Source organism: Pseudomonas sp. HP_01 (assembly GCF_055284355.1).
In genome coordinates, this window is the sequence record NZ_JBTOPV010000043.1 from 1 (window position 1) to 25,039 (window position 25,039).

A 25,039-nucleotide genomic window follows, 5' to 3' on the forward strand; every position below is an offset into this window, starting at 1 on the left:
CTGATGGCGAACATACCGGCCTCTTCCCGGCTAAAGCCGGTCCCACTATGGATACGCGGTCAAACAGTGGGACCGGCTTCAGCCGGGAAGGCGTCGGTCGTCACACCGCACATCTGATGGCGAGTGCACCGGCCTCTTCCCGGCTAAAGCCGGTCCCACTATGGATATGCGGTCAAACAGTGGGACCGGCTTCAACCGGGAAGGCGTCGGTCGTTACACCGCAAATCTGATGGCGAACACACCGGCCTCTTCCCAGCTAAAGCCGGTCCCACTGTGGATATGCGGTCAAACAGTGGGACCGGCTTCAACCGGGAAGGCGTCGGCATTCACTCCGCACATCTGATGGCGAGCACACCGGCTTTGCCCTGTTAACGCCGGGTCACCGGTGCGTCGCGATCCAGATCAGCAGGCCGGCCTGAAACACGGCAAAGGTGACCAGGCAGGCGATGGTGAAGCGCAAGCCGGCGTCGTCCCGGCGGTATTTGCTGACCTTGTCTTCGGTCTTCTTGATCGTGACGTCCTGTTCCTGAATCCTCTGTTCGGCCTGTTGCAACATCTGCGCGGCGTCGAGGATCTGCACGATCTGGATTTTATCGGCGTTCCAGGAGTTATTCAGGTTGCCGACTTTCGCGTCCTTGATGGCGCCTTTCAGGTGCTGCGCATCGGCGTAGACGACCTCGAAACCCTGGGTCTTGAGGAAGTGATCACGACGCAGGCGCGTGTCCTCGTTGAGCGCATCCTTGTTGGCCAGGGCAACGCCTTCGATCTTGTACTCGGCGCAACGTTTCTGCGCCCAGGTGATGCCTTGGGCCAGCATGAAACGCCCCAGACCGCGGTTCCACGGATCGATCTGCAAGCCTGACGCCGGGCCCACGCGAACGCTGCGATTGGCGTGATCCACCCAGATATCCAGACAATTCTGTTCTTTGCGGGTCTTTTGCCCCGGCAGCTGATAGCTCATGCGCAGCAGGCTGAATTCTTTGTTGTGGCGCTCGGCCTTGCCGAACTCGACGAAGCGCAGCGGGCGTGCTCCGGTCGCGCGGTCGGTGGGCAGGGGCGCCAGACGCAGCATCGAGAAATGCTCAGCGTGCACTTCGTCCCACAAGACAGGCGCGGCGACTTCGCCTTCTTTGGCATCGGTCGGCTCGGCCGCGTCGGTTTGTATGGTTGCTTCTGTCATCACGGCGATCCTGTTATCGACATTGCCCGGCACATGGCACCGGCACACGATGCCAGCAGACAGCTATCGGCCGTTTCTGACGAAGCTAAAGGGAGCGTGCGTCGACTCGCACGTCGAAGAGAACCGGCCTCAGGCGGCCGGTACCGAGTCGAGGAATTTCAGGATGCGATCGGTCACTTCGCTGGCCAGCGGCAACTGCGGATCCTTGTAGGACGCCAGCTGCCGCTTGATGTCCATCGGCACGATGCGTAGCACGTGGTTCATGCCGTCGATGATCGCCAGTTGCGAGTCGGGTTTGGCCTTGTGCAGCAGCTCGGCATCGCCCACGCCCACTTGCATGTCGTTGCGCCCCTGAATGATCAGCGTCGGGATTTTCAGTTGCCCGAACGCCGCCGTCGGGTTCTGCCGGAACAGGGAGATCAGATAAGGCTGCACGCTCGTGCGGAACACCACCTGAAGGGGCTCAGGCACATCGTTGTCGGTCTTGCCGGCCTTGATCTCCTCGATCAGTTGCTCGCTGCGGGCCAGCAGCGGAGGAGGGAGGCGATCCTGCAGTTGCTCGCGGACCACTTGATCCACCGGGCGACCGGTGCCGGCGACGGAGATCAACGCCACGGCGCCCGCACGTTCTGCCGCCAGGGTGGCGACCAGCGCGCCCTCGCTGTGGCCCATCAGAATCAGGGGACCCAGGCGCGAGTCGGTTTTGAGCTTGGCGGCCCAGGCGACGGCGTCGTCAACGTATTTTTCGATGCTCAGATCGCGCTCGTCCGGGGTGGCAGGGCGACTGGCCGCGACGCCGCGCTTGTCGTAACGCACGCTGGCGATGTTGTGCTTGGCGAGGATTAGGGCCAGACGCTTCATGCTGTCGTTGCGTCCGCCGTCGGAGTTGTTGCCGTCACGGTCGGTCGGTCCTGAGCCGGCGATGATCAACACCACGGGCACCGGATTCGGTGACTTGGGCAGCAGCAGCGTGCCGAAGAGCTCGCCGGTGCCGGTGTCCAGGCTGATAGGGCGCTGCAGCACGACGGGCGTTCCGGCGTAAGCGATGGATGACAGCAGGGTCAGGCTCAAGATGATCGCTCGCAGCGGCCAGAAGCCGCGAATCAGGGGTAAGGCGCTTAGCATTGCAGGACCATCATCAATAAAGTGTCAATTGGACGCGGGCAAATGAATAAGGTTCGAGGATGAACTGCGCCATAAGCCTGCGTATACTGGCGCGCTTGAGTTTTTGAACGTCTTCGGAGCCTCCCGCATGTCCGGCAATACCTACGGCAAGCTGTTCACTGTCACCACTGCCGGCGAAAGCCACGGTCCGGCACTGGTTGCCATCGTTGACGGCTGCCCGCCGGGCATCGAGTTGTCGCTGGAAGACCTGCAGCGTGACCTCGACCGCCGCAAGCCAGGGACCAGCCGTCACACCACCCAGCGTCAGGAGCCCGACGAGGTCGAGATTCTGTCCGGCGTCTTCGAAGGCAAGACCACCGGCGCGTCCATTGGCCTGCTGATCCGCAACACCGATCAGAAGTCCAAGGACTATTCGGCGATCAAGGACCTGTTCCGGCCTGCCCACGCCGATTACACCTATCACCATAAATACGGCCTGCGCGACTACCGTGGCGGCGGTCGCAGCTCTGCGCGGGAAACGGCCATGCGCGTCGCCGCTGGGGCCATCGCCAAGAAGTTTCTTGCCACTCAGGGCATTACCGTTCGCGGCTACATGAGCCAGCTCGGCCCGATCGAAATCCCGTTCAAGACCTGGGATTCGGTGGAAGACAACGCCTTTTTCAGCCCTGACCCGAGCAAGGTGCCGGAGCTGGAAGCCTACATGGACCAGCTGCGTCGCGATCAGGATTCGGTGGGCGCGAAGATCACGGTCGTCGCCGAAGGCGTGATGCCGGGGCTGGGCGAGCCGATTTTCGACCGTCTCGACGCCGAACTGGCCCATGCGCTGATGAGCATCAACGCGGTCAAGGGTGTCGAGATCGGCGCCGGCTTTGCCTGCGTTGCCCAGCGCGGCACCGAGCACCGCGATGAGATGAGCCCCGAGGGTTTTCTGTCGAACAACGCAGGCGGCATCCTCGGCGGGATTTCGTCCGGCCAGCCGATCGTCGCGCACCTGGCGCTGAAGCCGACTTCCAGCATCACCACGCCGGGGCACTCGATCGACGTCGATGGCAACTCCGTCGAGGTCATCACCAAGGGCCGCCACGACCCTTGCGTCGGCATCCGTGCCACGCCTATCGCCGAAGCGATGATGGCCATTGTGCTGGTCGACCACCTGCTGCGCCATCGCGGGCAAAACAGCGATGTGCGCGTTACGACGCCGATTCTGGGTCAGCTGTAATGCCTGAGCCGCGCGTCGCCGCTACGGTTATCTGAGCGTGGCGGCGCTTCCTTACTGGCGGCTAGCCAGCTTCTACCTTTTCTATTTCGCCCTGCTTGGGGCCACGGCGCCCTACATGGCGCTGTACTTCAGCCACTTGGGATTTTCCGCCGCGCGCATCGGTGAGCTGGTGGCGATCCCGATGCTGATGCGCTGCGTCGCGCCGAACGTGTGGGGCTGGCTCGGCGATTACACCGGCCGACGTCTGACCATCGTGCGCTTCGGCGCCCTCTGCGGACTGGCCTGTTTCAGCCTGATTCTCGTCGACACGTCTTACGCCTGGCTGGCCATGGTCATGGCGCTCTATGCGTTTTTCTGGCACGCGGTGCTGCCGCAATTCGAAGTCATCACCCTGACGCATTTGCAGGGCCAGACTTCTCGCTACAGCCAGATACGGCTGTGGGGATCGATCGGCTTCATCCTTTCGGTGGTCGTGCTGGGCCGGATGCTGGAATGGTTCAGCCTGGATTACTACCCGCAACTGCTGCTGGTCATTCTGATCGGCATTGTCGCCAGCAGTTGGTGGGTGCCGAATGCGCAGCCGGTGGCCTCGGGTGTGCGGGTCGCGGGCGAGGGGTTTCTCAGGCAACTGATCAGGCCAGGCGTGCTGGCGTTTTACGTCAGCGTCGCGCTGATACAGCTGAGCCACGGGCCGTATAACACTTTCCTCACCCTGCACCTGGAACACCTCGGCTACAGCCGCGGCATGATTGGCCTGCTGTGGGCGCTGGGGGTGATTGCCGAAGTGTTGATGTTCATGGTGATGAGCCGGTTGCTGCAGCGGTTCAGTGTCCGTCAGGTGCTGATCACCAGCTTCGTGATCGCCGCATTGCGCTGGCTTTTGCTGGGTAATCTGGCCGATCATCTGGCGATTCTGATCGTCGCCCAACTGATGCACGCGGCCACGTTCGGCAGTTTCCATGCCTCGGCCGTGCATTACGTGCAACGCAGCTTCGGCCCGCGCCAGCAAGGTCAGGGTCAGGCGTTGTACGCCGCCCTGTCCGGCACGGGCGGGGCGATGGGCGCTTTGTATTCCGGGTACAGCTGGAACGCGCTGGGCGCCAGTTGGACCTTTGCCATTGCGAGTCTGGCGGCCGTGGCCGCTGCTGTTCTGACCGCCACATGTATGAAAGAGGAGCGCGTATGAGTCGCGAAGCACTGGCTCGGGAAATCATCGAAGCGGGGCAGTTTCTGTATGCCCGGGGCTGGTCGCCCGCCACCAGCAGCAATTATTCCGTGCGTCTGTCGCCGACCGAAGCGCTGCTGACCGTCTCCGGCAAGCACAAAGGTCAGTTGGGTATAGACGACGTGCTGGCCACCGACCTTGCCGGTAACAGCCTGGAGCCCGGCAAAAAGCCGTCGGCTGAAACCCTGCTGCACACGCAGCTTTATAGCTGCAAGCCGGCGGTGGGTGCCGTGCTGCACACCCATTCGGTCAACGCCACCGTGCTGTCGCGGCTCACTGCCGGTGATCATCTGGTGTTCGAGGACTACGAGCTGCAAAAGGCTTTTAGCGGCGTCTCCACCCATGAATCAACAGTGGTGGTGCCGATTTTCGACAACGATCAGGACATCGCCCGCCTCGCACACAAGGTCCAGCCCTGGCTGGATCAACACCCTGACTGCGCCGGTTACCTGATTCGCGGTCATGGGTTGTACACCTGGGGCGCGAAGATGAGCGATGCCTTGCGCCAGATCGAAGCCTTCGAATTTCTGTTCGAATGCGAGCTCAAGACGCTGTCGGTGCTCAACCGCTGATCCCTGATCGACGTAACGATCAATGCACCGCAACGTTCCCACTGCCTGAATCAACGCGTCTGATCGGCCCCAGAGCCGAAATATGCGGACCGAACCGAGGAAGCCCCAAATGAGCAGTCTGTCCGTTTACCACGTGTCATCCCCCGAGCTGCCAAACAAGGTGCTGACACACCTGGAAGACATTGCCTCGACCCTGGCCGAGCATGGCGTGGCGTTCGACCGCTGGCAGGCGGCAACGCCGATCACCCCGGGCGCCAGTCAGGAGGAGGTTATCGCTGCCTACCGCACCCAGATCGACACGCTGATGACCGAGCGCGGTTACGTGACCGTCGATGTGATCAGCCTCAACAGCGATCACCCGCAGAGGGCCGAACTGCGCGCCAAGTTCCTTGAGGAACATCAGCATGGCGAGGATGAGGTGCGTTTCTTCGTCGCCGGCCGCGGGCTGTTTACCCTGCACATCGACGATTTCGTCTACGCCGTGCTCTGCGAGAAAAACGACCTGATCTCGGTTCCGGCCGGCACCCGACACTGGTTCGACATGGGCGAACACCCGCATTTCGTCGCCATTCGCCTGTTCAACAATCCCGAGGGATGGGTCGCCAAATTCACCGGCGAGAGCATCGCCAGCCAGTTCCCGCGTCTGGAAGACTGATCAATCATGACCATCAAAGCGATCCTGACCGACATCGAAGGCACCACCAGCGCGGTGAGCTTCGTCTTCGACGTGCTCTTTCCGTATGCCAAACAGCATCTGCCCGAATTCGTTCGCGAGCATGCCGCCGAATCCGATGTCGCCGCGCAGTTGCAGGCCGTGCGCGACGACAGTGCCGAACCCGATGCGAGCGTTGATCGGGTGATCGAGATCCTGCTGCAATGGATCGCCGAAGATCGCAAAGCCACGCCGCTGAAAGCCTTGCAAGGCATGGTCTGGCAGCAGGGTTATCAGGCCGGGCAGCTCAAGGGTCATGTCTACCCGGATGCCGTTGAAGCGCTCAAAAACTGGCATCAGGCGGGTTACGCGCTTTATGTCTATTCCTCGGGATCGATCCAGGCGCAGAAGCTGATCTTTGGCTGCTCCGAGGCGGGCGATCTGTCCGGGCTGTTCAGCGGTTACTTCGACACCACCTCCGGGCACAAACGCGACCAGGCGTCCTATCGATCGATTACGTCGAAAATTGGCCAGCCGGCGGAGGCGATTCTCTTCCTGTCCGATATCGTCGAAGAGCTCGATGCGGCGCAACTGGCCGGCATGGCCACCTGCGCACTGGTGCGCGATGGCGGAGCACTGGAAGGGCACCCCAATTTCAGCAGTTTCGCGGCGATAGAGCCCAGCGCTTTCTGACGATCCAGGCGTGCTGAAAACCGACGGCCGATGTCTCTGACATTGGCCGTTTTTGTATCCAAATGCGGAAAAATGTAAGTTGGTTTTTGTTCGTTTGTGGGAAGTTGCTTGTTTCACAGTCAGGCATGCCTGTTTGTTTTCGACGCTGTGTTTAACCCTTCTCGACTGTGTAACCCTTCGCCTGTCGGACCCTGACAGCTTTTGAATGCGCCTGGTGAGGTCGTGTTGACGACAGCACCCGACGCCGTTTTTCAGCTGCCACTCACAAAAAATCCAAGGGGCATCAGGGCCGCACATTTGATGGTTTTAAACGGGAGGGAAAATGAAAAACGCACAGACAGGGACGCTGAGTCCGTTGATACAACAAATGGTCAGCAGCATCACTGAACAGGATGGCGATACGGCCATCGCCAATGCCCTTGACTGGCTACGCGCCGAATGCCGCAGCGAACGGGCCATGCTTTATCAGTACCGAAATGGCGTACTGCTCAGTTGCATCACGTCGAACGTCGACAGCTACTGGAAGGATCTTTATTGCCAGGGACGCCTGATGATCGAAGACCCGGTTATCCGCTGCTACCGCCACACCATGGGTTTTCTGAACTGGGAGGAGGCCTTCAAGACCTACCCGCCATCACCCGCCTACATGGCTGCGGTTGAGGATTGCGACCTGCTTCCGGCTTTTTCCTACGGGTACAGCAGTCAGACGCGGGCCAATCAGGGGGTTGTCACTATCTGCACGCTCAATGGCATGGAGCGACCGCTGACTCACAATGACCGTTACCTGCTGACCAGCCTGGTGCCGATGCTCCACGTGGCGGGGAAGGGCCGGCAACTGCAGACGCGAGCGCTCTCTCCAAAAGAGCTGGAGATTCTCAAATGGGCGCGGGAAGGCAAAACGGCGTGGGAGATCGGGCTGATAAAGGAAGTCTCGGAGGCTACCGTCAAGCATCACTTCAAGAGCATCTACGCCAAGCTCGGGGTGACCAATCGTGCACAGGCGGTAGGGGAGGCGTTGTGTCGAGGAATTATTCAATAGGCACACGCACGAAGGTCGCCAGCGTCTGACGTGAGCCCCTCGAAAAAAGCCCAAAAAAAACCGCGATAGCATCAACTATCGCGGGAATCTACAAGGGATGCTTCGATGAGAGTGAATCGTGCTGCTGCCGGGACACGGTGTCCCGGCCTGATACTTATCGGGTGTGATAAGTAGGCAAATCAAAACGGTGCTGGCTCTGCAACATCGAGATAGCGGGCAGCTCGCTGGCTTGTGCGGCCAGGTCACGACGGATCGCGCTGATCACCCATTCCAGTTGCACTGGGGTGTGCAGTTGAGCGTAAGACACGCAGCGGCGGATGTTGGTGCCTTCTTCGTTGCGCAGGGTCAACAGAACGCCACCGTCCGGACGCGGCTGGGTGGTGACTTCGAAATCGGAAAATACGGATGCGAATTTTTCTTGGATGAAAGTCATGTCTAGAGGCTCCATTGCTCATGGGATAACAAGCTTGGAATGACTAGTGCAGTGACTGTGCCAGCTTTTGACCTTAAATAAATATCAATGAAATCAAAGGGTTAAACATTTAAAAAAAATACTGTCTCGTGCAATTTGCATGAATGCGGCTCGTGCATCCTGCAATTTACCGGAGTGGGGAGTGAGTGATGGGGGATACGGAGGAGGGGGCACGCGCTACGTGACACAACTGAGACAGTGACATCCCGGATTTATTTCCCCTTGTTGCGAAATTTTCTCGGCAGCCGGCCAGTCGACCCTATCGGCCTCATTGAGGGGGATGGTCAGGCGCCCGTAGCTGAAGCTGGCAGTGTGGGTGACATCTGCGGCGGCGCTCTCTGCGGTGCGCCATGTAGTGGCGGGCGCCTTCCGTGGAACTACAGGCTTTATCCAGGGCTCATAAGTTGCCTGTCCCAGAGATCGCCGCATCCTCTGATTTATCCCGCGCAATGCATTGCGCTACTGGAGTTACGAAATGTCTGAAGCCCCCATCACGCCCGGTTCTGCCACGCGCATGACAGACGAAGAAGCACTGGAGTTTGCCGAACAGGTGTTTGATCGGGCTCGTGCTGGCGACGCGCCGATGCTCGACCGCCTGCTGGAAAACGGCTTGACCCCCAACCTTCGCAACCACAAAGGCGACACGTTGTTGATGCTGGCCAGCTATCACGGCCATCAAGACGCCGTGCGGGTGCTGCTCAAGCACAAGGCTGACCCTGAACTGCGCAACGACAACGGCCAGAGCCCCATTGCCGGCGCTGCTTTCAAGGGCGATCTGGAAACCGTGAAGATCCTTGTGGAAGCTGGCGCAGAGGTCGAAGGCGCCTCCGCCGACGGCCGCACCGCATTGATGATGGCGGCGATGTTCAACCGTACGGCGATCGTGGACTACCTGATCTCCAAAGGTGCTAACCCCCATATCCAGGATGCCAAGGGCGTCACGCCACTGATGGCCGCTCAGACCATGGGCGCGACCGAGACCGCCGAGCAGCTCACCCGCCTGGGGGCGTAAGCGATAGAGGCGCGCAGCATTTCCAGCTATCCTGCGCGCCTGTTTTCCAGCCCTCGGACGATCTGCCATGAAAGCTTCACTCATCGAATTCATCAGCAAGATCAGCTCCGGCTGCATGAGCGATGAAGAAATCGAAAAAATCGCCGACGAGGCCGCCCAGGCTTACGCTGACCCCGAAGCGTTCCTGACCGCCAACCCCGACATCAATTTCGACGACACTTTCCCGATCCCGCTAGGCGAGTGGGTGGTCATTGGCAGCCTTCCCGACACCGTATTGCTTCAGGCCGATACCTATCCCGACCTGCTCACCGAGATCATGGCGTCGTTCGGCCCCAATGTGTCGTTCAATATCAAGCCCAAGCAACTGACCAAAGCCGAACCCTTGGCGGCGCTTAACCGCATTCAGATTCAGCTTTCCAGCATGAACAAGGACATGGGCGGGTATGTGCTGATGGACGTCAGCGAGCCGCTGGATCACGTGTTGCAAACGGTGCTGGTCTACGGCGCCGACGTCGAGCGGGTCATGGCCCTCGGCGTTGAACTCGGCATACTGATCGAGCCATCGCTGGAGGCGCTCAAAGCGCAGGTTTGATCTCCATCGACGGGTTCTGCTGCGCGGCCAAATATCCCTGGCGACCAACGGAACCCTCATCGCAGGCCACCACTCTCAAGTGGGCAAGCCTTCAATAAGGAGCAACACCATGGGTTCTACTTTCAACGGTCTGATTGGCCTGATCATTCTGGCGCTGGATATCTGGGCCATCATCAACGTGCTGAAAAGCGGCGCGGAAACCGGGAAGAAAATTCTCTGGATTTTGCTGATCGTCATCCTGCCGGTGCTGGGCCTTATCATCTGGGCAATCGCTGGCCCGCGTGGCAACGTGCGCATCTAGTATCGCAGCAAGGCTTCAGAACACATGACGCCCGACTGGCCTGGCCAGTCGGGCGTTTTTGTTTCCCGGGTCATCCACGCGCCGCGACATTCGACCTGTCATGCTCCGCGACGTAGAATGCGCGCCTTCTTGTGGGCGGCGTGCCGTCCTGTCATCAGTAGTTATCGGGGACTTCATCCATGAGCGATTATCAAGAAACGTTGTACGAAGGCTACGGCCAGCGCTTTCGCATGGAAAAAATGCTGCATGAAGTGCGCACCGAGCATCAGCATCTGGTGATCTTCCAGAACCCGCGCATGGGCCGCGTCATGGCGCTGGACGGCGTGATTCAGACCACCGAAGCCGACGAGTTCATCTACCACGAGATGCTCACCCACGTGCCGATTCTGGCCCACGGCCGTGCCAAGCGCGTCCTGATCATCGGCGGCGGCGATGGCGGCATGCTGCGCGAAGTCGCCAAGCACGCGACGGTCGAGCACATCACCATGGTCGAGATCGACGGCACCGTGGTCGAGATGTGCAAGGAATACCTGCCGAACCACTCCAAAGGCGCTTTCGATGATTCGCGTCTGAACCTGGTCATCGATGACGGCATGCGCTTCGTTGCCAATACCGAGGAGAAATTCGACGTCATCATTTCCGATTCGACCGACCCGATCGGGCCTGGCGAAGTGCTGTTCTCGGAAAACTTCTATCAGGCCTGCCATCGCTGCCTCAACGAAGGCGGCATTCTGGTCACGCAGAACGGCACACCGTTCATGCAGATGAGCGAAGTACAGACCACGGCGGGGCGCATGAATGGCCTGTTCGCCGACTGGCATTTCTATCAGGCAGCGGTGCCCACCTATATAGGCGGCGCGATGACCTTTGCCTGGGGTTCGACGGATTCCCAGCACCGCAAGATTTCGCTGGACACCCTGCATCAGCGATTCGCCGGCAGCGGCATCGTCACCCGTTACTACAATCCTGAAGTCCATATCGGCGCCTTCGCATTGCCGCAGTACGTTCTTCAGGCGATCAGCAAACCAAGCAACGCTTGATTGCTGATCAGGTTACGCAAACCTGACATCCATCCGCCGATGTCAGGTAAACGTAACTTCCTCTTGATCGTCAGTCATGTCACGTATACATTCCATTCATCGTTGAATGTTATGCAGGCGTGACAAATGGACGCGACGTTATTGCTTGAGCGGTTGGGCAGTCAGATCGAGGACATGCGTAAATCCCGCGGCCTTACTCAGGTTCAGCTGGCCTACCAGGCGGGCATGACGCGGCAAAAGCTCGCCGAAGTCGAAAAAGGCAGCCCGACCGTGGCGGTGAATTTCTACGCCAAGGTTCTGGCCGCGTTGAATGCCGAGATAAAAGTCGTTTCCGCCCGACGCCCGACGTTTGAAGAGCTGCGCGAGGTGTTCCAGTGAAAGCGCTGGATCGTGTACGCATTTTCACCCCGGAGGGTGAGAGCGGTGCGTTGTCGACGTCGGAGTCCGGTGACTACCTGTTTCGCTATGGCCTGGACGCCAGCCCGGCGTCGCAGATCAGCCTGACCATGGGTGTTCGCGATGCGGCCTACGTATCGCGCAGCCTGCACCCGGTCTTCCAGATGAACCTGCCCGAGGGTTTCGTGCTGGAGCAGTTGCGCAATCGCCTCGCTAAAACCACGCCCATCAACCCCATGCTGCTCATGGCATTGACCGGCAGCGGTTCGCCGGTCGGCCGCGTGGCGGTGGCATCGCCCATGATCGACGAGTTGCTGGGGCGTTCGGGCCCCGTCCCAGGCAGAAGCCTGGGGCAGATACTCAGTTGGGACGGGGCGCAGGATCTGTTTGCCGAACTGGTGGATCAGTACATTTTGCGCACCGGGATTTCGGGTGTTCAGCCCAAAGTCATCGTGCCCGATTCGGATTTCGTCTCGGACCCGAAAGCCACGTTGTTGTTGCCCGAACTGATCGTCAAGTCGGGGAGGGCGGATTTCCCAGGGCTGGCCGTCAACGAATTCGTGTGCATGGACGCGGCGCGCAGGGCCGGCATGCCGGTACCGGAATTTTATCTGTCGGATAATCGCCAGCTGTTCGTGATGCGCCGCTTTGATCGTGACGCTGACCAACGCGCCATAGGCTTCGAGGACATGGCCGTGCTGATGGGCCTGGGCACGGAACAGAAATACGACTCCAGCTACGAAAACATCGCCAAGGCCATTCGCCTGTTCTGCGCGCCTGAGCACGTGCGTGATTCGCTGGATCAGTTCTTCGACATCGTCGCGCTCAGCTGCATGGTCGGCAACGGCGATGCTCACCTGAAGAACTTCGGCTTGCTGTATCGCGACCCGCTAGGGGCAGACGCACGACTGGCGCCCGCCTACGACATCGTCAACACCACCGCGTACATAAAGGACGACGCGCTCGCCCTGCGTCTGGACGGTTCGAAAAGCCTGTTCGGATCCCGACTCGGCATTCTGACCCTGGCGTCGACCTGTGACATCCGCAAACCGAACGTGCGCATCGCGCGACTGATTGCGGCAGTGCAGGCGTCGCTGCAGGAAAACGCTTCGCTCAACCCCCACGCACCCCATGTCTTCGAAGCCATCGAACACGCCGTCGAACGGTATGCCCAGACATTCAAGGTGTAAGCGCGATTCAAGGCTTTGTAAGAAAATATGAGAGGGAGCATTTATCAACGGAATTTTCACCGTTTCTTCGGGAAGATTCGCGCCGTTTCAAGACTGCTCCCTGATTGAGATAACTGTTTGAGCCGATCCGTCATGAAGAATGCGCGGCATCGGTGGTAAACCGCGAGGGTTCACGTAATATTTGCCCCCCGCAGTCCGGACCGGCATTTCAATGTGGTCGGGCGCACAGCTTTTTGAACCTAAACCTGAATCCAACGGATCCCACAACCCATGGCCAAAACGGACGCCCCGGCGCGCGCGCCGCAACCTACCGTCAAATCGCACCTGGCCTATACGCTTCTGAGCGGCCTGGTGCTGATGGTCCTGTACACCCTTCTGCGCGTAGCGCTGCTGGTCTATAACCGCGAAGGCATCGGTGCGACGCCGGCTTCGACGTTCGTCGAGGCGTTTGCCAATGGCCTGCGATTCGATTTGCGTCTGGTCGTCTACATCCTGATCCCTCTTCTGCTGTCCCTGTTCAGCGCGCGCATGATGGCCGCCCGTGGGGTGTTTCGCTTCTGGCTGACGGTGGTCGCGAGCCTGACCGCGTTCTTCGGCCTGATGGAGATGGATTTCTACCGTGAATTCCACCAGCGCCTGAATGGCCTGGTTTTCCAGTACGTCAAAGAAGACCCGAAAACCGTTCTGAGCATGCTCTGGTACGGCTTTCCGGTGGTTCGCTATTTGCTGGCGTGGGCACTGGTGACCTGGCTGCTGAGCCTGGTCTTCAAAGGCGTTGATCGTGTGACCCGGCCCCGTGGCGGGTTCAATGTGGCCAGCGCCGACAACCGTGTGGTTGCGCCGTTGTACAAGCGCGCCGTGGTTTTCCTGCTGTGCCTTGTGGTGGCCGTCATCGCCGCTCGCGGCACCCTGCGTCAGGGCCCGCCGCTGCGTTGGGGCGATGCGTACACCACTGACTCAAACTTCGCCAACACCCTGGGCCTGAACGGCACGCTGACGCTGATTGCGGCGGCGAAGAGCCGGATGTCCGAGGACCGCGACAACATCTGGAAAGCGACCCTGCCTCAGGCCGAAGCCCAGCAGATCGTCCGCAACATGCTGCTGACGGACAACGACAAGCTGGTCGATCCAGACAAAGCCGCTGTGCGTCGGGATTTCACACCGCCAGCGGCCAACACGCTGCCGATCAAGAACGTCGTCGTGATCCTGATGGAAAGCTTCGCCGGCCATTCGGTGGGTGCGCTGGGCGATGAATCGAACATTACGCCTTACTTCGACAAACTGTCCCAGGAAGGTCTGCTGTTCGATCGTTTCTTCTCCAACGGCACGCACACCCACCAGGGCATGTTCGCGACCATGGCCTGCTTTCCGAACCTGCCGGGCTTTGAGTACCTGATGCAGACGCCGGAAGGCAGCCACAAGTTGTCCGGTCTGCCGCAGCTGCTCAGCGCGCGCAAGTACGACGACGTGTATGTCTACAACGGTGACTTCGCCTGGGACAACCAGTCGGGCTTCTTCAGCAACCAGGGCATGACCAACTTCATTGGCCGCAATGACTTCGTCAATCCCGTGTTTTCGGACCCGACCTGGGGCGTGTCCGACCAGGACATGTTCGACCGTGGCGCCGAAGAGCTGAAAGCCCGCGAAGCCAAAGGCAAGCCGTTCTATGCCTTGCTGCAAACCCTGTCCAACCACACGCCGTACGCACTGCCGGCGAATCTGCCGGTCGAGCGCGTGACCGGGCATGGCACGCTGGATGAACACCTTACCGCCATGCGTTATTCGGATTGGGCGCTGGGTCAGTTCTTCGAGAAGGCCAAGAAAGAGCCGTACTACAAGGACACGCTGTTTGTGGTCGTCGGTGACCATGGCTTCCCCAATAACGAGCAGATCACCGAAATGGACCTGGGCCGCTTCAACGTGCCGATGCTGATGATCGCCCCGGGCCTGCAAGACAAGTTCGGCAAGCGCAGCAGCATCGTCGGCACGCAGATCGATATCGTGCCGACCATCATGGGCCGCCTGGGTGGTGACACCGTGCATCAGTGCTGGGGTCGCGACTTGCTCAATCTGCCAGCGGGAGACGAAGGCTTTGGTGTGATCAAGCCATCGGGCAGCGAGCAGACCGTGGCGCTGGTCACCGGCGACCGGATCCTGATCGAACCCAAGGACATGGAGCCGAAGGTGTACAGCTACGCGTTGGGCACCAAGCCCCACGCCGAGCTGATGCCGAACGCGCCGGACGTCGCCGAGTTGCGCAAGAAGCTCGACAGCTTCCTGCAGACCGCAACCAAAAGCCTGCTGGACAACACGGCAGGAGTCAAAGACGCCAAGCCACAATGACCGCAGCCTGATGAAAAACGCCCCGAGACCGGGGCGTTTTTTTTTGCCTGCGGATTCATGGCTTCAGGCTGCGAACGTCAGCTGTGTGCTGACGATTCCGGTTGAACGTCGTTGCGCTGCAAGGGTCAAGATCACTAGGCCGCTGTCAGGCCCTTACTGAGGAGAGATTGATGAAAGTGTGGACTATTTCGTTTCTGGACAAAGACGGTGTGCAGCAAACCCTCGATCTTGAATCCGATCACCGTCCCAGTGATGAAGAGGCTGCGCAGCGAATCCGTCCGATCCTGTTTCCGGTCGCCAGTGATCTTGATCTGATCGACCTCGAGGGTCGCACTGCCGAGCCCACCGTGAAGACACTCAAAGAGCAGAACGCGGTACAGATCATTTCCATCGTCGAGGCGCCTTAAAAAGCCTGGATTTCCCGCCATCCTGCTAATTGGCAACGCACTATCAATCGGCGTACTCTGCCAGTGAGGTCGGTGAAGCATCTACCCGAGTCAGCTCGCGTACGTACGCCCGTTTTGTAAAACGCACCGGCCTTGTCAGCGACATGCTTGAGTCCCGGGCGGCAGATGACCTGCCGCTACACGCCTCGCCATCGAGGGGTGTTTCGGGATAGTTGAAACTCTATCTATCGTTGCATAGGAGGACGTTTCATGAGCACAGCCTATCAAGAAGACGTCAGCAGCCATGTTCTGCGCTGCATGAAAGAAGGCGGTTTCGACTTCGCACGCATTCACCCCATTGAGTTCTATGCCACCTTTCCGGATGAGGACCGGGCGCGTCAGGCTGCGGAAAAATTTCGCGGCGAGTCAGTCAATGTCCAGCTAAATGCACTGGAAGACGGTGCCTGGCACCTGGAACTGAGCAAGTTGATGTACGCGACCTACGACGGGATAGGCGACTTCGAGCAGGATTTCCAGACCGCGATTTTCGGTCTGGACGGGGAGGTTGAAGGCTGGGGCGTCAAACAAGTGCTCAAGCGTCTGCACTGACTTGGCTTGATCGACATTTCTGCGCCGAAGGGAGGCGCTGATCGCTGAAGACTGTCTCCCGCCTCTGCAACAAAATTTGGGGCGGGAGATGCACCCAACTGAATCGCAGGCAAAAAAAAGCCGCTCTCTTGGGAGCGGCGGAAAGGGAATATCGGGTGGCGTTGCCAATCGGGTATTGAGCCAATCGCCTTGTGAGATCCGGCGGGTTGGTCTGCGGTATGGGGCGATTATGCTCGGCGCCTGTCACGCGCGGAAATGAACTCTGGCTATGCCTGCGATAGATTTTCAAATGAACGACGCTTCGCCATGAGGCGTCGGGCAACGGGTTAGGGCGCATCGTGCACAGGAATGGTGCGGACGCTGTGGCTGTTTAATTCAACCCATTGATAATAAAGCGTTTATGCCGATGGCACGGGCCTTGCGAAGGTTCTGGTGTCCATGGTGACAAGGAGTACGGCATGATCCGCACCTTTTATGACGAGATGTACGATGCGGGCGGCATAGTTCGTCCGCATTATCGGGAATTCGCCCGCTGGTTGGGCGAAGCGCCGCCTGAGTTGCTCGCTCAGCGCCGGCGTGAGGCCGATCTTTTGTTTCATCGCGCCGGGATCACGTTCACGCTGTACGGCGACGAGCAGGGCACCGAGCGGCTGATCCCCTTCGATACGATTCCGCGCAGCATCCCGGCCAGCGAGTGGCGGGTGGTTGAGCGCGGCTGCATTCAGCGCGTCAAGGCGCTGAACATGTTTCTCGCTGACCTCTACCACGATCAGCGCATCATCAAGGCCGGGATCATTCCTGCCGAACAGGTCCTCGCCAACGAGCAATACCAGCTGGCGATGCAGGGCCTGAATCTGCATCGCGATCTGTATTCGCACATCTCCGGCGTCGATCTGGTGCGTGACGGCGACGGCACGTATTACGTGCTCGAAGACAATCTGCGCACGCCAAGCGGCGTCAGCTACATGCTCGAAGACCGCAAGATGATGATGCGGCTGTTCCCCGAGCTGTTCGCCGCGCAACGCATCGCGCCGATCGATCACTACCCGAACCTGTTGCTGGACACCCTGAAAAGCTCGAGCCCGCTGGATAACCCGAGCGTCGTTGTGCTGACACCCGGGCGCTTTAACAGTGCGTTTTTCGAGCATGCGTTTCTGGCCCGGGAAATGGGGGTCGAACTGGTGGAAGGCGCTGACTTGTTCGTGCGCGATGACCGCGTGTTCATGCGCACCACGGATGGCCCGAAAGCGGTCGACGTGATTTACCGCAGGCTGGATGACGCGTTCCTCGATCCGTTGGCGTTCAATCCGGATTCGATGCTCGGCGTGCCGGGTCTGCTGGCCGCGTACCGTTCGGGCAATGTGGTGCTGGCCAATGCCATCGGGACCGGCGTGGCGGACGACAAGTCGGTCTACCCGTTTGTCACCGACATGATCCGTTTCTACCTCGACGAAGAGCCGATCCTCAAGAACGTGCCGACCTGGCAGTGCCGCAAGCCCGAAGAGTTGTCTCACGTGCTCGCCAATCTGGGCGACCTGGTGGTCAAGGAAACCCAGGGCTCCGGCGGTTACGGCATGCTCGTGGGCCCCGCAGCCACCGCTGCCGAAATCGAGTCATTCCGGGCGCGCCTCAAAGCCAAGCCCCACGCGTATATCGCGCAACCGACCTTGTGCCTGTCGACCTGTCCGACCTTCGTCGAGAACGGCATCGCCCCGCGCCACATCGACCTTCGCCCGTTCGTCCTGGCTGGCCGCGAAACCCGTGTAGTGCCCGGTGGTCTCACGCGCGTTGCCCTGCGCGAAGGTTCGCTGGTGGTGAACTCGTCGCAGGGTGGCGGCACCAAAGACACCTGGGTGGTCGAGGATTAAGGATGCCTGCCAATGCTAAGTAGAACTGCCTCGGATTTATATTGGATGTCGCGGTACCTGGAGCGCGCCGAAAACCTCGCGCGGATGCTCGACGTCAGTTACTCGCTGTCGCTGATGCCACAGGACGGACGCGGGGATGGCCTCAATGAAATCGCCATGCCACTGCTGATCACCGGAACGCTGGACGATTACCTGGAGCGCCACGGCGACCTGCATGCCGAGCGCTTGCTGCACTTTTTCGCACTGGACGCCGAAAACCCGGCGAGTATCTTCAGCTGCCTGGGCGCGGCGCGGGCCAGTGCCCATGCGGTGCGTGGGCGTATTACTGCGGACATGTGGGAAAACATCAACGCCACTTACCTGGAAATTCGCGGCATCGCCGAACAGGGTTTGAGTCGTTATGGCATGAGCCGTTTCTGCGAGTGGGTGAAGGAGCGTTCGCATCTGTTCCGCGGCGCAACCTACGGCACCATCATGCGCAACGACGCGTTCCGTTTCATTCGTCTGGGCACGTTCATCGAGCGCGCCGACAACACCCTGCGCATGCTCGATGCGCGCTATGAAATGCTCGAATTGCGCGGCCCGTCCGCCAACGCGGCGGCAGACAGTTCCGCCGCCGGCTATTACCAATGGAGTGCGCTGTTACGCGCATTGTCCTCATTCGAGGCGTACACGGAAGTCTATCGCGATGCACCGGGTGCCCGTCAGGTCGCTGAATTGCTGCTGTTGCGTGCGGACATTCCGCGCTCATTGCGTGCGTGTCTGGAGGAGCTGGACATCATTCTCGCCAGTCTGCCCGGGGCCAATGGCCGTCCCGCCCAGCGTCTGGCCGCCGAGCTGGACGCTCGTCTGCGCTACACCGGCATCGACGAAATTCTCGATGAAGGCCTGCATGAGTGGTTGAACGAATTCATTCCACTTCTGGCCCAACTGGGTAGCGTCATTCACACTTCTTACCTGGAGGCTGCATGAGACTCTCAATTAGCCACGAGACCACTTATCACTACGACGATCAGGTCCGCGCCAGCATCCAGTATTTGCGTCTGACCCCCCACGACAGTGAGCGCCAGCAGGTGCTGAGCTGGCAGTTGGCATTGCCGCGGCCGGTCCGGGCGCAGATCGACCCCTTCGGCAATATTCTCCACGTGCTGACCCTCGACGAACCCCACGAAGCCATCGTGATTGGTGCACGTGGTCAGGTCGAGATCGACGAGAAGCGCGAGTCGGAACATGAGAGCCAGTCCTCGCTGCCGTTCCTGCGCTTCACCCGCCTGACCGAAGCTGACGAAGCGATTCGCGCCTTCGCCGTCGCGCAGACCCAGAAGCGCACCGACCGCACCGCGTTGATCGATATGATGCATGCGCTTAACGAGCACATCACTTACACGCCCGGCGCGACGGCGGTGGATACCAGCGCCGCCCAGGCGTTCGCCAACCGCGCGGGCGTTTGTCAGGATCACACGCACGCGTTTCTGGCCTGCGCCCGCAGTCTGGGGGTGCCGGCGCGCTATGTGTCGGGTTATCTCTACAGCGACAGCAGCGAACATCTGTCCAGCCATGCGTGGGCAGAAGCCTGGATTGATGACGCTTGGTACAGCTTCGACGTGACCAATCAGTTGGCGATTCCGGAGCGGCATCTCAAGCTGGCGGTCGGCCTGGATTATCTGGATGCCTGCCCGGTGCGCGGCATGCGGCGTGGCGGTGGTTGCGAGCAGATGCACGCCAAGGTAGTCGTATCGCCCGCAGCGCCGATTGCGGTTCCGACGGCTGCGAAAAAGCCTGTCCCGGCGCCGATGATTCAGGTGCAACGCCAGGGCTGATCAGCCCGCAGCGGCCGAGGGCTCAGCTCGGCCGCCTTCCCATGGTCTGTCCGCTACTGAGTGCGCCAGGCCCCCCTGGCTCCGATCCCACCCGATTCGCTGATCCCACACGGTCCGCTCACACACAAGTGATATGCAACGAAGCCATCCTGCACGGCCGGCAGTCGCCTGTGTGAAACAGGCAACCTGGTGAGTTCGTCGTGGGAAGAGGCGCTTGCAGAATGCAGGATGCTCAGCCAAACAGCCGCGTCATGTTCGGCAAGATCAGCAGCAGCGTGGTGGCGAAAACAATGAGTCCGGCCTGACGTATTTTCGAGCGCTTGAACTTGAACATGGTAAATGCCTTTTCTTGTTATTCCTGAGCAACAGAAACCCATGGGCCTTGGGCGTGACCAAGGCGAGGATTGGCAAAGGTGAGGCAAAAGAGCAGGTGCCCCAATCAGCAGATCGCGGGCGGCAGGCGCTGGGTGAAACGATTTTGTTATGGCGCCACTGCTACTGACTAAACCTTAGAGCCCGCGTGCTGTGCGGTTTAGATCATTGAGGATTATCGGGTTGCGCTCTTATAACCTCCTGACGATTGGCGAATAGCCATCGCGCAAATATTCCCCTGCTAGACACCTGCGTTCAAAACTGCCCAGGCTCAATAGCTCGCTACCGTTCGTCCGAGTCCGAAACTTCCCACAACCAGCTAACCTGTCAATCGATCCGGCGAAACAGCAGCGCTGTGATAAACAGTGCGCACATGACAGTTCTACTGTCGGTCGGACCTATAAAAAGGCAGTTCATCGGGTTAGCGAGGACAGGATGACCGAAGCGTTTATTTACGATGCCTTGCGCACGCCGCGGGGCCGGGGCAAGCCGGATGGCGCGTTGTACAGCGTCAAACCGGTAGATCTGGTGGCCGGGCTGTTGAAAGAACTGCAAGTGCGCAATCACCTCGATACCCACCACGTCGATGACATTGTGCTGGGCTGCGTCACGCCCATCGGCGATCAAGGCGCCGACATCGCCAAGACCGCAGCGCTGGTCGCCAACTGGGCCGTAAGTGTGGCCGGTGTTCAGGTCAACCGGTTCTGCGCGTCGGGCCTTGAGGCGGTGAATCTGGGGGCGATGAAGATCCGTTCCGGGTTCGAGGATCTGGTGGTGGTGGGCGGCGTGGAGTCGATGTCGCGAGTGCCCATGGGCAGTGATGGCGGCGCCTGGGTGTTGGACCCGCACACCAATCTGCACACCCACTTCACGCCCCAGGGCATCGGCGCCGATCTGATCGCCACCCTTGAAGGCTTCAGCCGCGCCGACGTGGACCTGTTTGCCGCGCAATCCCAGCACAAGGCTGCGATGGCGCGGGAGCGGGGTGCGTTTCGCCGTTCGCTGGTGCCGGTGAAGGACCAGAACGGCATGCTCTTGCTCGACCATGACGAGTTCATCCGCCCCGACACGACGCCGGAGGCGCTGGGCAAACTGCGCCCGAGTTTCGAGGCGATCGGTAAAATGGGCTATGACGCCACGGCGCTGCGCGTCTACAGCCACGTCGAACGCATCGAGCACGTGCACACGCCAGGCAACAGCTCCGGCATCGTTGATGGCGCCGCCTTGATGCTGCTCGGCACTGCGCAAAAAGGTCAGGCGCTGGGGCTGCGGCCACGGGCACGCATCGTCGTGACGGCGGTGACCAGCACCGATCCGACCATCATGCTCACCGGCCCTGCGCCGGCCACGCGCAAAGCCCTGGCGCGGGCCGGGCTGACCCTCGATGACATCGACCTGTTCGAGGTCAACGAAGCCTTCGCCTCGGTGGTGCTCAAGTTCATCAAGGACATGGGCGTCGACCCCGACAAGGTCAACGTCAACGGCGGCTCGATCGCCCTCGGCCATCCATTGGGTGCCACGGGCTGCATCATCCTCGGCACGCTGCTCGACGAGCTGGAAGCCCGGCAGTTGCGTTACGGCCTGGCGACCCTGTGCGTCGGCGGCGGTATGGGCATCGCGACGATCATCGAGCGGGTATGAACGTGAAGCACGACAATCGCTTCGCCCAACGCCTTTATCCGATAACCGTTTCAGGAAGAAAGACTGCATGAGCGATGCCATCCGCTACGAAACCGGCCCGGATCAGATTGTCACCCTGACCCTCGACATGCCCGGCCAGCAGGCCAATACCATGAACGCGGCGTATCGCCTGGCCATGGCCGAGACGCTTGAGCGTCTGCAGGCGGACAAAGAGGCCATCGCCGGGGTGATCATCCGCTCGGCGAAGAAGACCTTCTTTGCCGGCGGCGACCTCAACGAGCTGAGTCAGGTCGACGCTTCCCGCGCCGCCGCCTTCTACCAGATGACCATGGACCTCAAGGCCCAGCTTCGTGCGCTGGAAACGTTCGGCAAACCGGTGGTCGCGGCCATCGAGGGTTCTGCATTGGGCGGTGGCCTGGAGCTGTGCCTGGCCTGTCACCATCGCATCGCAATCAATGGCGGCCAGGTGAGATTGGGCTTGCCGGAAGTCACCCTCGGTTTGCTCCCGGGCGGCGGCGGCACCGTGCGGCTGGTGCGCATGTTGGGCTTGGAGAAAGCGCTGCCGTTGCTGATGGAAGGCCGCACCATGGGCGTTGAGCACGCGTTGAAAACGGGTGTGATCGATCAGTTGGCCAGCAATGCCGATGACCTGATGGCCAAGGCGCGTGAATGGATTCTGGCCAATCCGGCGCCGATCAAAGCCTGGGATCAACCGGGGTTTCAATTGCCCGGCGGCGCGCCTGCGCAGCCGAATGTGGCGCAGATGCTGGCCATCGCGCCGTCGATCCTGCGCAGCAAAACCTGGGGTTGCTACCCGGCGCCGGAGAAAATCCTCGCTGCGGCCGTGGAAGGCGCTCAAGTGGATTTCCACACTGCGGAGAAAATCGAGGCGCGTTACTTCACCGAACTCGCCACCGGCCCCATCGCCAAGAACATGATCGGCAGCTGGTTCCAGCTCAACCGGGTCAAGGCCGCAGAGGCGCGGCCCAAGGCGCCACCGGTGTTCAACATGCGCAAGGTCGGCATTCTCGGAGCCGGCTTGATGGGTGGCGGGATTGCTTATGTGACCGCAGTGGCAGGCGTCAGCGTGATCCTCAAGGACGTCAACCTGGCGGCGGCGCAGAAGGGCAAGGATTACTCGGCACGACTGCTCAACAGGCAGGTTGCCAGCGGCCGCATCACCGAGGCTCAGCGCGACGCCGTGCTGGGTCGTATCAAGCCGACGGGCCGCGACAGCGATCTCGAAGGCTGCGATCTGATCATCGAAGCGGTCTTCGAGAATCGCGAGTTGAAAGCTCAGGTCAGCGCCGCCGCCGAGCAGGTGGTGGTGCCCAATGCGGTGATTGCGTCCAACACCTCGACGCTGCCCATCACTGGACTGGCCAGCGCTATCAGCCGGCAAGAGCGCTTCATCGGCCTGCATTTTTCCAGCCCGGTGGAAAAGATGCGCCTGGTGGAAATCATCAAGGGCGCACGGACCAACGACATGACCCTGGCGCGGGCCTTTGACTTCGTTCAGCAGCTCGGCAAGACCGCGATTCTGGTCAACGACACACGTGGCTTCTTCACCTCACGGGTGTTCGCCACCTACGCCGATGAAGGCATTGCCATGCTCGGCGAGGGCGTCAGTGCGCCGATGATCGAGACCGAGGCGCGCAAGGCCGGGATGCCCGTGGGGCCGCTGGCGGTGTCCGACGAGGTGTCGTTGAGGCTGATGCACCAGATTCGCCAGCAGACGCGCAAGGACCTGGCCGAGCAGGGTGTTGAGCTTGCCGGGCATCCGGCCGATGCGGTCATCGAGCAGCTTTTGAATGAGTTTGATCGCGCAGGGAAAACCTCCGGCGGCGGCTTTTACGACTATCCTGACACCGCGCCCAAGCACTTGTGGCCGGAGTTGAAAATCCGGTTCGAGAAGCCCGACGCACAGATCAGTGGCCAGGATATTCGCGACCGCTTGCTGTTCATTCAGGCCCTCGAAACGGCGCGCTGCATGGAAGAGGGGGTGTTGCGATCGACGGCTGACGCCAACGTCGGTTCGATGCTCGGCATCGGCTTCCCGGCCTGGACTGGCGGGGCATTGCAGTTCATCAATCAGTACGGGCTGAAGCCGTTCATTATCCGCGCCCGCACCTTGGCCGAGCGCTACGGCGAACGCTTTCAACCCCCTGCATTGCTGCTGGAGAAAGCCGAAGAGGGCTCGCTGTTCTAGCTTTCGCTTCTAGCTGTGTCGCATGACGCGCCGATTCATCAAAGGGAGGTACAGCGTGGGTTCAGCTGACGACGGGCGTTGCGCTAACTGGGCCTTGCCTTGCCCGGGCCTTCAAGGCAGGCTTGAGCCCACGCATTTTCGCTTCTGTCGCTTCAGGGATTTTTATGTCGTTACGCATCTGCATTCTGGAAACCGACGTTCTTCGCCCGGAACTGGTCGATCAATACCAGGGTTACGGGCGGATGTTCGAAAAGCTCTTCGCCCGCCAGCCGGTGCCAGCGGAATTTGTCGTCTACAACGTCATGCAGGGCGATTACCCGCCCGATGACGAGCAGTTCGACGCCTATCTGATCACCGGCTCCAAGGCCGACTCCTTCGGCACCGATCCATGGATCGAAACCCTGAAGACGTATCTGCTCGATCGCTACAAGCGCGGCGACAAGCTGCTGGGCGTGTGTTTTGGCCATCAGTTGCTGGCGCTTTTGCTGGGTGGCAAAACCGAGCGTGCCTCACAGGGCTGGGGCGTCGGCATTCATCACTACAAACTCTCACCGACCCAGCCCTGGATGACGCCGGCGCTGGACAAGCTCACGCTGCTGATCAGCCACCAGGATCAGGTCACTGCGCTGCCCGAAGGGGCGACGGTCATTGCCACCAGCGAGTTCTGCCCGTTCGCCGCTTATCACATCAACGATCAGGTGCTGTGCTTCCAGGGTCATCCGGAATTCATCCACGACTACTCGCGCACGCTGCTCGACATCCGTCAGGACGCCCTGGGCGAGCAGGTCTACGGCAAAGGCATCGCCAGCCTGGAAGAAGACCACCACGGCACGGCGGTGGCGGAATGGATGATGCGGTTTGTGGCGAACAACCGCCCGGTGAGCTGACCGCGCGGTTGGCCGGGTGAGATGATCATTGTGGGGCCGGCTTCATTCTGTGGGACCGGCTTCAGCCGGGAAGGCGTCAGTCGCCATGCTTCAAGATTTATGGTGCTCACACCGGCCTCTTCCCGGCTAAAGCCGGTCCCACTAAAGTACGCGGTGTTTCTGTAGACCGGCTTCAGCCAGGAAAAGACCAGCGTCT

Annotated in this window: 24 protein-coding genes; 21 read left to right on the plus strand and 3 right to left on the minus strand. The window is 60.3% G+C overall.

Annotated elements, in window-relative coordinates; all coding sequences use genetic code 11:
- Positions 1-379: 379 nt before the first annotated feature.
- Positions 380-1,180, minus strand: coding sequence for a hypothetical protein (locus ACYAR8_RS19740; RefSeq protein WP_074891927.1), 801 nt, complete (start codon positions 1,178-1,180; stop codon positions 380-382).
- 129 nt (positions 1,181-1,309) lie between these two features.
- Entirely contained in the window at positions 1,310-2,305 is a 996-nt protein-coding gene (locus ACYAR8_RS19745) for an alpha/beta hydrolase (protein WP_463580820.1), read from the minus strand.
- A gap of 127 nt (positions 2,306-2,432) precedes the next feature.
- On the opposite strand from ACYAR8_RS19745, the gene aroC reads away from it, so the two are divergent.
- From aroC to ACYAR8_RS19775, 6 genes are all read left to right on the plus strand, one after another.
- Positions 2,433-3,524: a chorismate synthase gene (gene aroC, locus ACYAR8_RS19750; protein ID WP_074891923.1), complete on the plus strand. Its 1,092-nt coding sequence runs from the start codon at positions 2,433-2,435 to the stop codon at positions 3,522-3,524.
- 31 nt (positions 3,525-3,555) lie between these two features.
- Entirely contained in the window at positions 3,556-4,710 is a 1,155-nt protein-coding gene (locus ACYAR8_RS19755) for an MFS transporter (protein WP_463580830.1), read from the plus strand.
- Positions 4,707-5,321, plus strand: coding sequence for a methylthioribulose 1-phosphate dehydratase (locus tag ACYAR8_RS19760; RefSeq protein ID WP_463580821.1), 615 nt, complete (start codon positions 4,707-4,709; stop codon positions 5,319-5,321). The genes ACYAR8_RS19755 and ACYAR8_RS19760 overlap by 4 nt, the downstream gene beginning before the upstream one ends.
- Before the next feature lie 109 nt (positions 5,322-5,430).
- Positions 5,431-5,976, plus strand: coding sequence for a 1,2-dihydroxy-3-keto-5-methylthiopentene dioxygenase (locus tag ACYAR8_RS19765; protein ID WP_463580822.1), 546 nt, complete (start codon positions 5,431-5,433; stop codon positions 5,974-5,976).
- A gap of 6 nt (positions 5,977-5,982) precedes the next feature.
- Positions 5,983-6,666, plus strand: a complete 684-nt coding sequence (gene mtnC, locus ACYAR8_RS19770; RefSeq protein ID WP_463580823.1) for an acireductone synthase — start codon at positions 5,983-5,985, stop codon at positions 6,664-6,666.
- A 322-nt stretch (positions 6,667-6,988) separates the two neighbouring features.
- The gene (locus tag ACYAR8_RS19775) at positions 6,989-7,705 is read left to right on the plus strand and encodes a helix-turn-helix transcriptional regulator (RefSeq protein WP_074891914.1); all 717 of its coding nucleotides are present in this window, start codon (positions 6,989-6,991) and stop codon (positions 7,703-7,705) included.
- A gap of 154 nt (positions 7,706-7,859) precedes the next feature.
- Here the strand turns inward: ACYAR8_RS19775 and ACYAR8_RS19780 are convergent, their stop codons facing one another.
- The gene (locus tag ACYAR8_RS19780) at positions 7,860-8,138 is read right to left on the minus strand and encodes a DUF3509 domain-containing protein (RefSeq protein ID WP_074891912.1); all 279 of its coding nucleotides are present in this window, start codon (positions 8,136-8,138) and stop codon (positions 7,860-7,862) included.
- Positions 8,139-8,652: 514 nt separating this feature from the next.
- Between ACYAR8_RS19780 and ACYAR8_RS19785 the strand changes: the two genes are divergently transcribed.
- From ACYAR8_RS19785 to ACYAR8_RS19855, 15 genes are all read left to right on the plus strand, one after another.
- Positions 8,653-9,189: an ankyrin repeat domain-containing protein gene (locus ACYAR8_RS19785; protein ID WP_074891910.1), complete on the plus strand. Its 537-nt coding sequence runs from the start codon at positions 8,653-8,655 to the stop codon at positions 9,187-9,189.
- A gap of 67 nt (positions 9,190-9,256) precedes the next feature.
- Complete coding sequence (locus tag ACYAR8_RS19790; protein ID WP_074891908.1) at positions 9,257-9,781, plus strand: hypothetical protein; 525 nt, start codon at positions 9,257-9,259, stop codon at positions 9,779-9,781.
- 109 nt (positions 9,782-9,890) lie between these two features.
- Positions 9,891-10,082: a PLDc N-terminal domain-containing protein gene (locus ACYAR8_RS19795; protein WP_037009073.1), complete on the plus strand. Its 192-nt coding sequence runs from the start codon at positions 9,891-9,893 to the stop codon at positions 10,080-10,082.
- Between the two features lie 179 nt (positions 10,083-10,261).
- Positions 10,262-11,122, plus strand: a complete 861-nt coding sequence (speE, locus tag ACYAR8_RS19800) for a polyamine aminopropyltransferase (protein WP_463580824.1) — start codon at positions 10,262-10,264, stop codon at positions 11,120-11,122.
- A 126-nt stretch (positions 11,123-11,248) separates the two neighbouring features.
- Positions 11,249-11,500: a helix-turn-helix domain-containing protein gene (locus ACYAR8_RS19805; RefSeq protein ID WP_074891906.1), complete on the plus strand. Its 252-nt coding sequence runs from the start codon at positions 11,249-11,251 to the stop codon at positions 11,498-11,500.
- On the plus strand, positions 11,497-12,708 hold the full coding sequence (locus ACYAR8_RS19810; protein ID WP_463580825.1) for a type II toxin-antitoxin system HipA family toxin: 1,212 nt from the start codon (positions 11,497-11,499) through the stop codon (positions 12,706-12,708). The genes ACYAR8_RS19805 and ACYAR8_RS19810 overlap by 4 nt, the downstream gene beginning before the upstream one ends.
- A gap of 270 nt (positions 12,709-12,978) precedes the next feature.
- Positions 12,979-15,051, plus strand: coding sequence for an LTA synthase family protein (locus tag ACYAR8_RS19815; protein ID WP_463580826.1), 2,073 nt, complete (start codon positions 12,979-12,981; stop codon positions 15,049-15,051).
- A gap of 170 nt (positions 15,052-15,221) precedes the next feature.
- A complete protein-coding gene (locus ACYAR8_RS19820; protein WP_074891902.1) occupies positions 15,222-15,458 on the plus strand; it encodes a hypothetical protein in 237 nt (78 codons plus the stop codon).
- A gap of 249 nt (positions 15,459-15,707) precedes the next feature.
- Positions 15,708-16,046, plus strand: a complete 339-nt coding sequence (locus ACYAR8_RS19825) for a ribonuclease E inhibitor RraB (protein WP_074891900.1) — start codon at positions 15,708-15,710, stop codon at positions 16,044-16,046.
- Positions 16,047-16,504: 458 nt separating this feature from the next.
- The gene (locus ACYAR8_RS19830) at positions 16,505-17,914 is read left to right on the plus strand and encodes a circularly permuted type 2 ATP-grasp protein (RefSeq protein WP_074891898.1); all 1,410 of its coding nucleotides are present in this window, start codon (positions 16,505-16,507) and stop codon (positions 17,912-17,914) included.
- A 12-nt stretch (positions 17,915-17,926) separates the two neighbouring features.
- Positions 17,927-18,886: an alpha-E domain-containing protein gene (locus ACYAR8_RS19835; protein ID WP_065989404.1), complete on the plus strand. Its 960-nt coding sequence runs from the start codon at positions 17,927-17,929 to the stop codon at positions 18,884-18,886.
- The gene (locus ACYAR8_RS19840) at positions 18,883-19,734 is read left to right on the plus strand and encodes a transglutaminase family protein (protein WP_074891896.1); all 852 of its coding nucleotides are present in this window, start codon (positions 18,883-18,885) and stop codon (positions 19,732-19,734) included. Before ACYAR8_RS19835 ends, ACYAR8_RS19840 begins: the two co-directional genes overlap by 4 nt.
- An 807-nt stretch (positions 19,735-20,541) precedes the next feature.
- On the plus strand, positions 20,542-21,747 hold the full coding sequence (locus ACYAR8_RS19845) for an acetyl-CoA C-acetyltransferase (RefSeq protein ID WP_463580827.1): 1,206 nt from the start codon (positions 20,542-20,544) through the stop codon (positions 21,745-21,747).
- 67 nt (positions 21,748-21,814) lie between these two features.
- Positions 21,815-23,956: a 3-hydroxyacyl-CoA dehydrogenase NAD-binding domain-containing protein gene (locus ACYAR8_RS19850; RefSeq protein WP_463580828.1), complete on the plus strand. Its 2,142-nt coding sequence runs from the start codon at positions 21,815-21,817 to the stop codon at positions 23,954-23,956.
- A 164-nt stretch (positions 23,957-24,120) separates the two neighbouring features.
- Entirely contained in the window at positions 24,121-24,843 is a 723-nt protein-coding gene (locus ACYAR8_RS19855; protein WP_463580829.1) for an amidotransferase, read from the plus strand.
- Positions 24,844-25,039: the final 196 nt, after the last annotated feature.

Coding starts and splice junctions, on each gene's coding strand:
- ACYAR8_RS19830 (WP_074891898.1), top strand. CDS start 16,505: ATGATCCGCACCTTTTATGACGAGATGTACGATGCGGGCGGCATAGTT.
- ACYAR8_RS19760 (WP_463580821.1), top strand. CDS start 4,707: ATGAGTCGCGAAGCACTGGCTCGGGAAATCATCGAAGCGGGGCAGTTT.
- ACYAR8_RS19855 (WP_463580829.1), top strand. CDS start 24,121: ATGTCGTTACGCATCTGCATTCTGGAAACCGACGTTCTTCGCCCGGAA.
- ACYAR8_RS19745 (WP_463580820.1), bottom strand. CDS start 2,305: ATGCTAAGCGCCTTACCCCTGATTCGCGGCTTCTGGCCGCTGCGAGCG.
- speE (WP_463580824.1), top strand. CDS start 10,262: ATGAGCGATTATCAAGAAACGTTGTACGAAGGCTACGGCCAGCGCTTT.
- ACYAR8_RS19785 (WP_074891910.1), top strand. CDS start 8,653: ATGTCTGAAGCCCCCATCACGCCCGGTTCTGCCACGCGCATGACAGAC.
- ACYAR8_RS19805 (WP_074891906.1), top strand. CDS start 11,249: ATGGACGCGACGTTATTGCTTGAGCGGTTGGGCAGTCAGATCGAGGAC.
- ACYAR8_RS19790 (WP_074891908.1), top strand. CDS start 9,257: ATGAAAGCTTCACTCATCGAATTCATCAGCAAGATCAGCTCCGGCTGC.
- ACYAR8_RS19765 (WP_463580822.1), top strand. CDS start 5,431: ATGAGCAGTCTGTCCGTTTACCACGTGTCATCCCCCGAGCTGCCAAAC.
- ACYAR8_RS19780 (WP_074891912.1), bottom strand. CDS start 8,138: ATGACTTTCATCCAAGAAAAATTCGCATCCGTATTTTCCGATTTCGAA.
- aroC (WP_074891923.1), top strand. CDS start 2,433: ATGTCCGGCAATACCTACGGCAAGCTGTTCACTGTCACCACTGCCGGC.
- ACYAR8_RS19840 (WP_074891896.1), top strand. CDS start 18,883: ATGAGACTCTCAATTAGCCACGAGACCACTTATCACTACGACGATCAG.
- ACYAR8_RS19740 (WP_074891927.1), bottom strand. CDS start 1,180: ATGACAGAAGCAACCATACAAACCGACGCGGCCGAGCCGACCGATGCC.
- ACYAR8_RS19825 (WP_074891900.1), top strand. CDS start 15,708: ATGAGCACAGCCTATCAAGAAGACGTCAGCAGCCATGTTCTGCGCTGC.
- ACYAR8_RS19820 (WP_074891902.1), top strand. CDS start 15,222: ATGAAAGTGTGGACTATTTCGTTTCTGGACAAAGACGGTGTGCAGCAA.
- ACYAR8_RS19815 (WP_463580826.1), top strand. CDS start 12,979: ATGGCCAAAACGGACGCCCCGGCGCGCGCGCCGCAACCTACCGTCAAA.
- ACYAR8_RS19835 (WP_065989404.1), top strand. CDS start 17,927: ATGCTAAGTAGAACTGCCTCGGATTTATATTGGATGTCGCGGTACCTG.
- ACYAR8_RS19850 (WP_463580828.1), top strand. CDS start 21,815: ATGAGCGATGCCATCCGCTACGAAACCGGCCCGGATCAGATTGTCACC.
- ACYAR8_RS19795 (WP_037009073.1), top strand. CDS start 9,891: ATGGGTTCTACTTTCAACGGTCTGATTGGCCTGATCATTCTGGCGCTG.
- mtnC (WP_463580823.1), top strand. CDS start 5,983: ATGACCATCAAAGCGATCCTGACCGACATCGAAGGCACCACCAGCGCG.
- ACYAR8_RS19845 (WP_463580827.1), top strand. CDS start 20,542: ATGACCGAAGCGTTTATTTACGATGCCTTGCGCACGCCGCGGGGCCGG.
- ACYAR8_RS19775 (WP_074891914.1), top strand. CDS start 6,989: ATGAAAAACGCACAGACAGGGACGCTGAGTCCGTTGATACAACAAATG.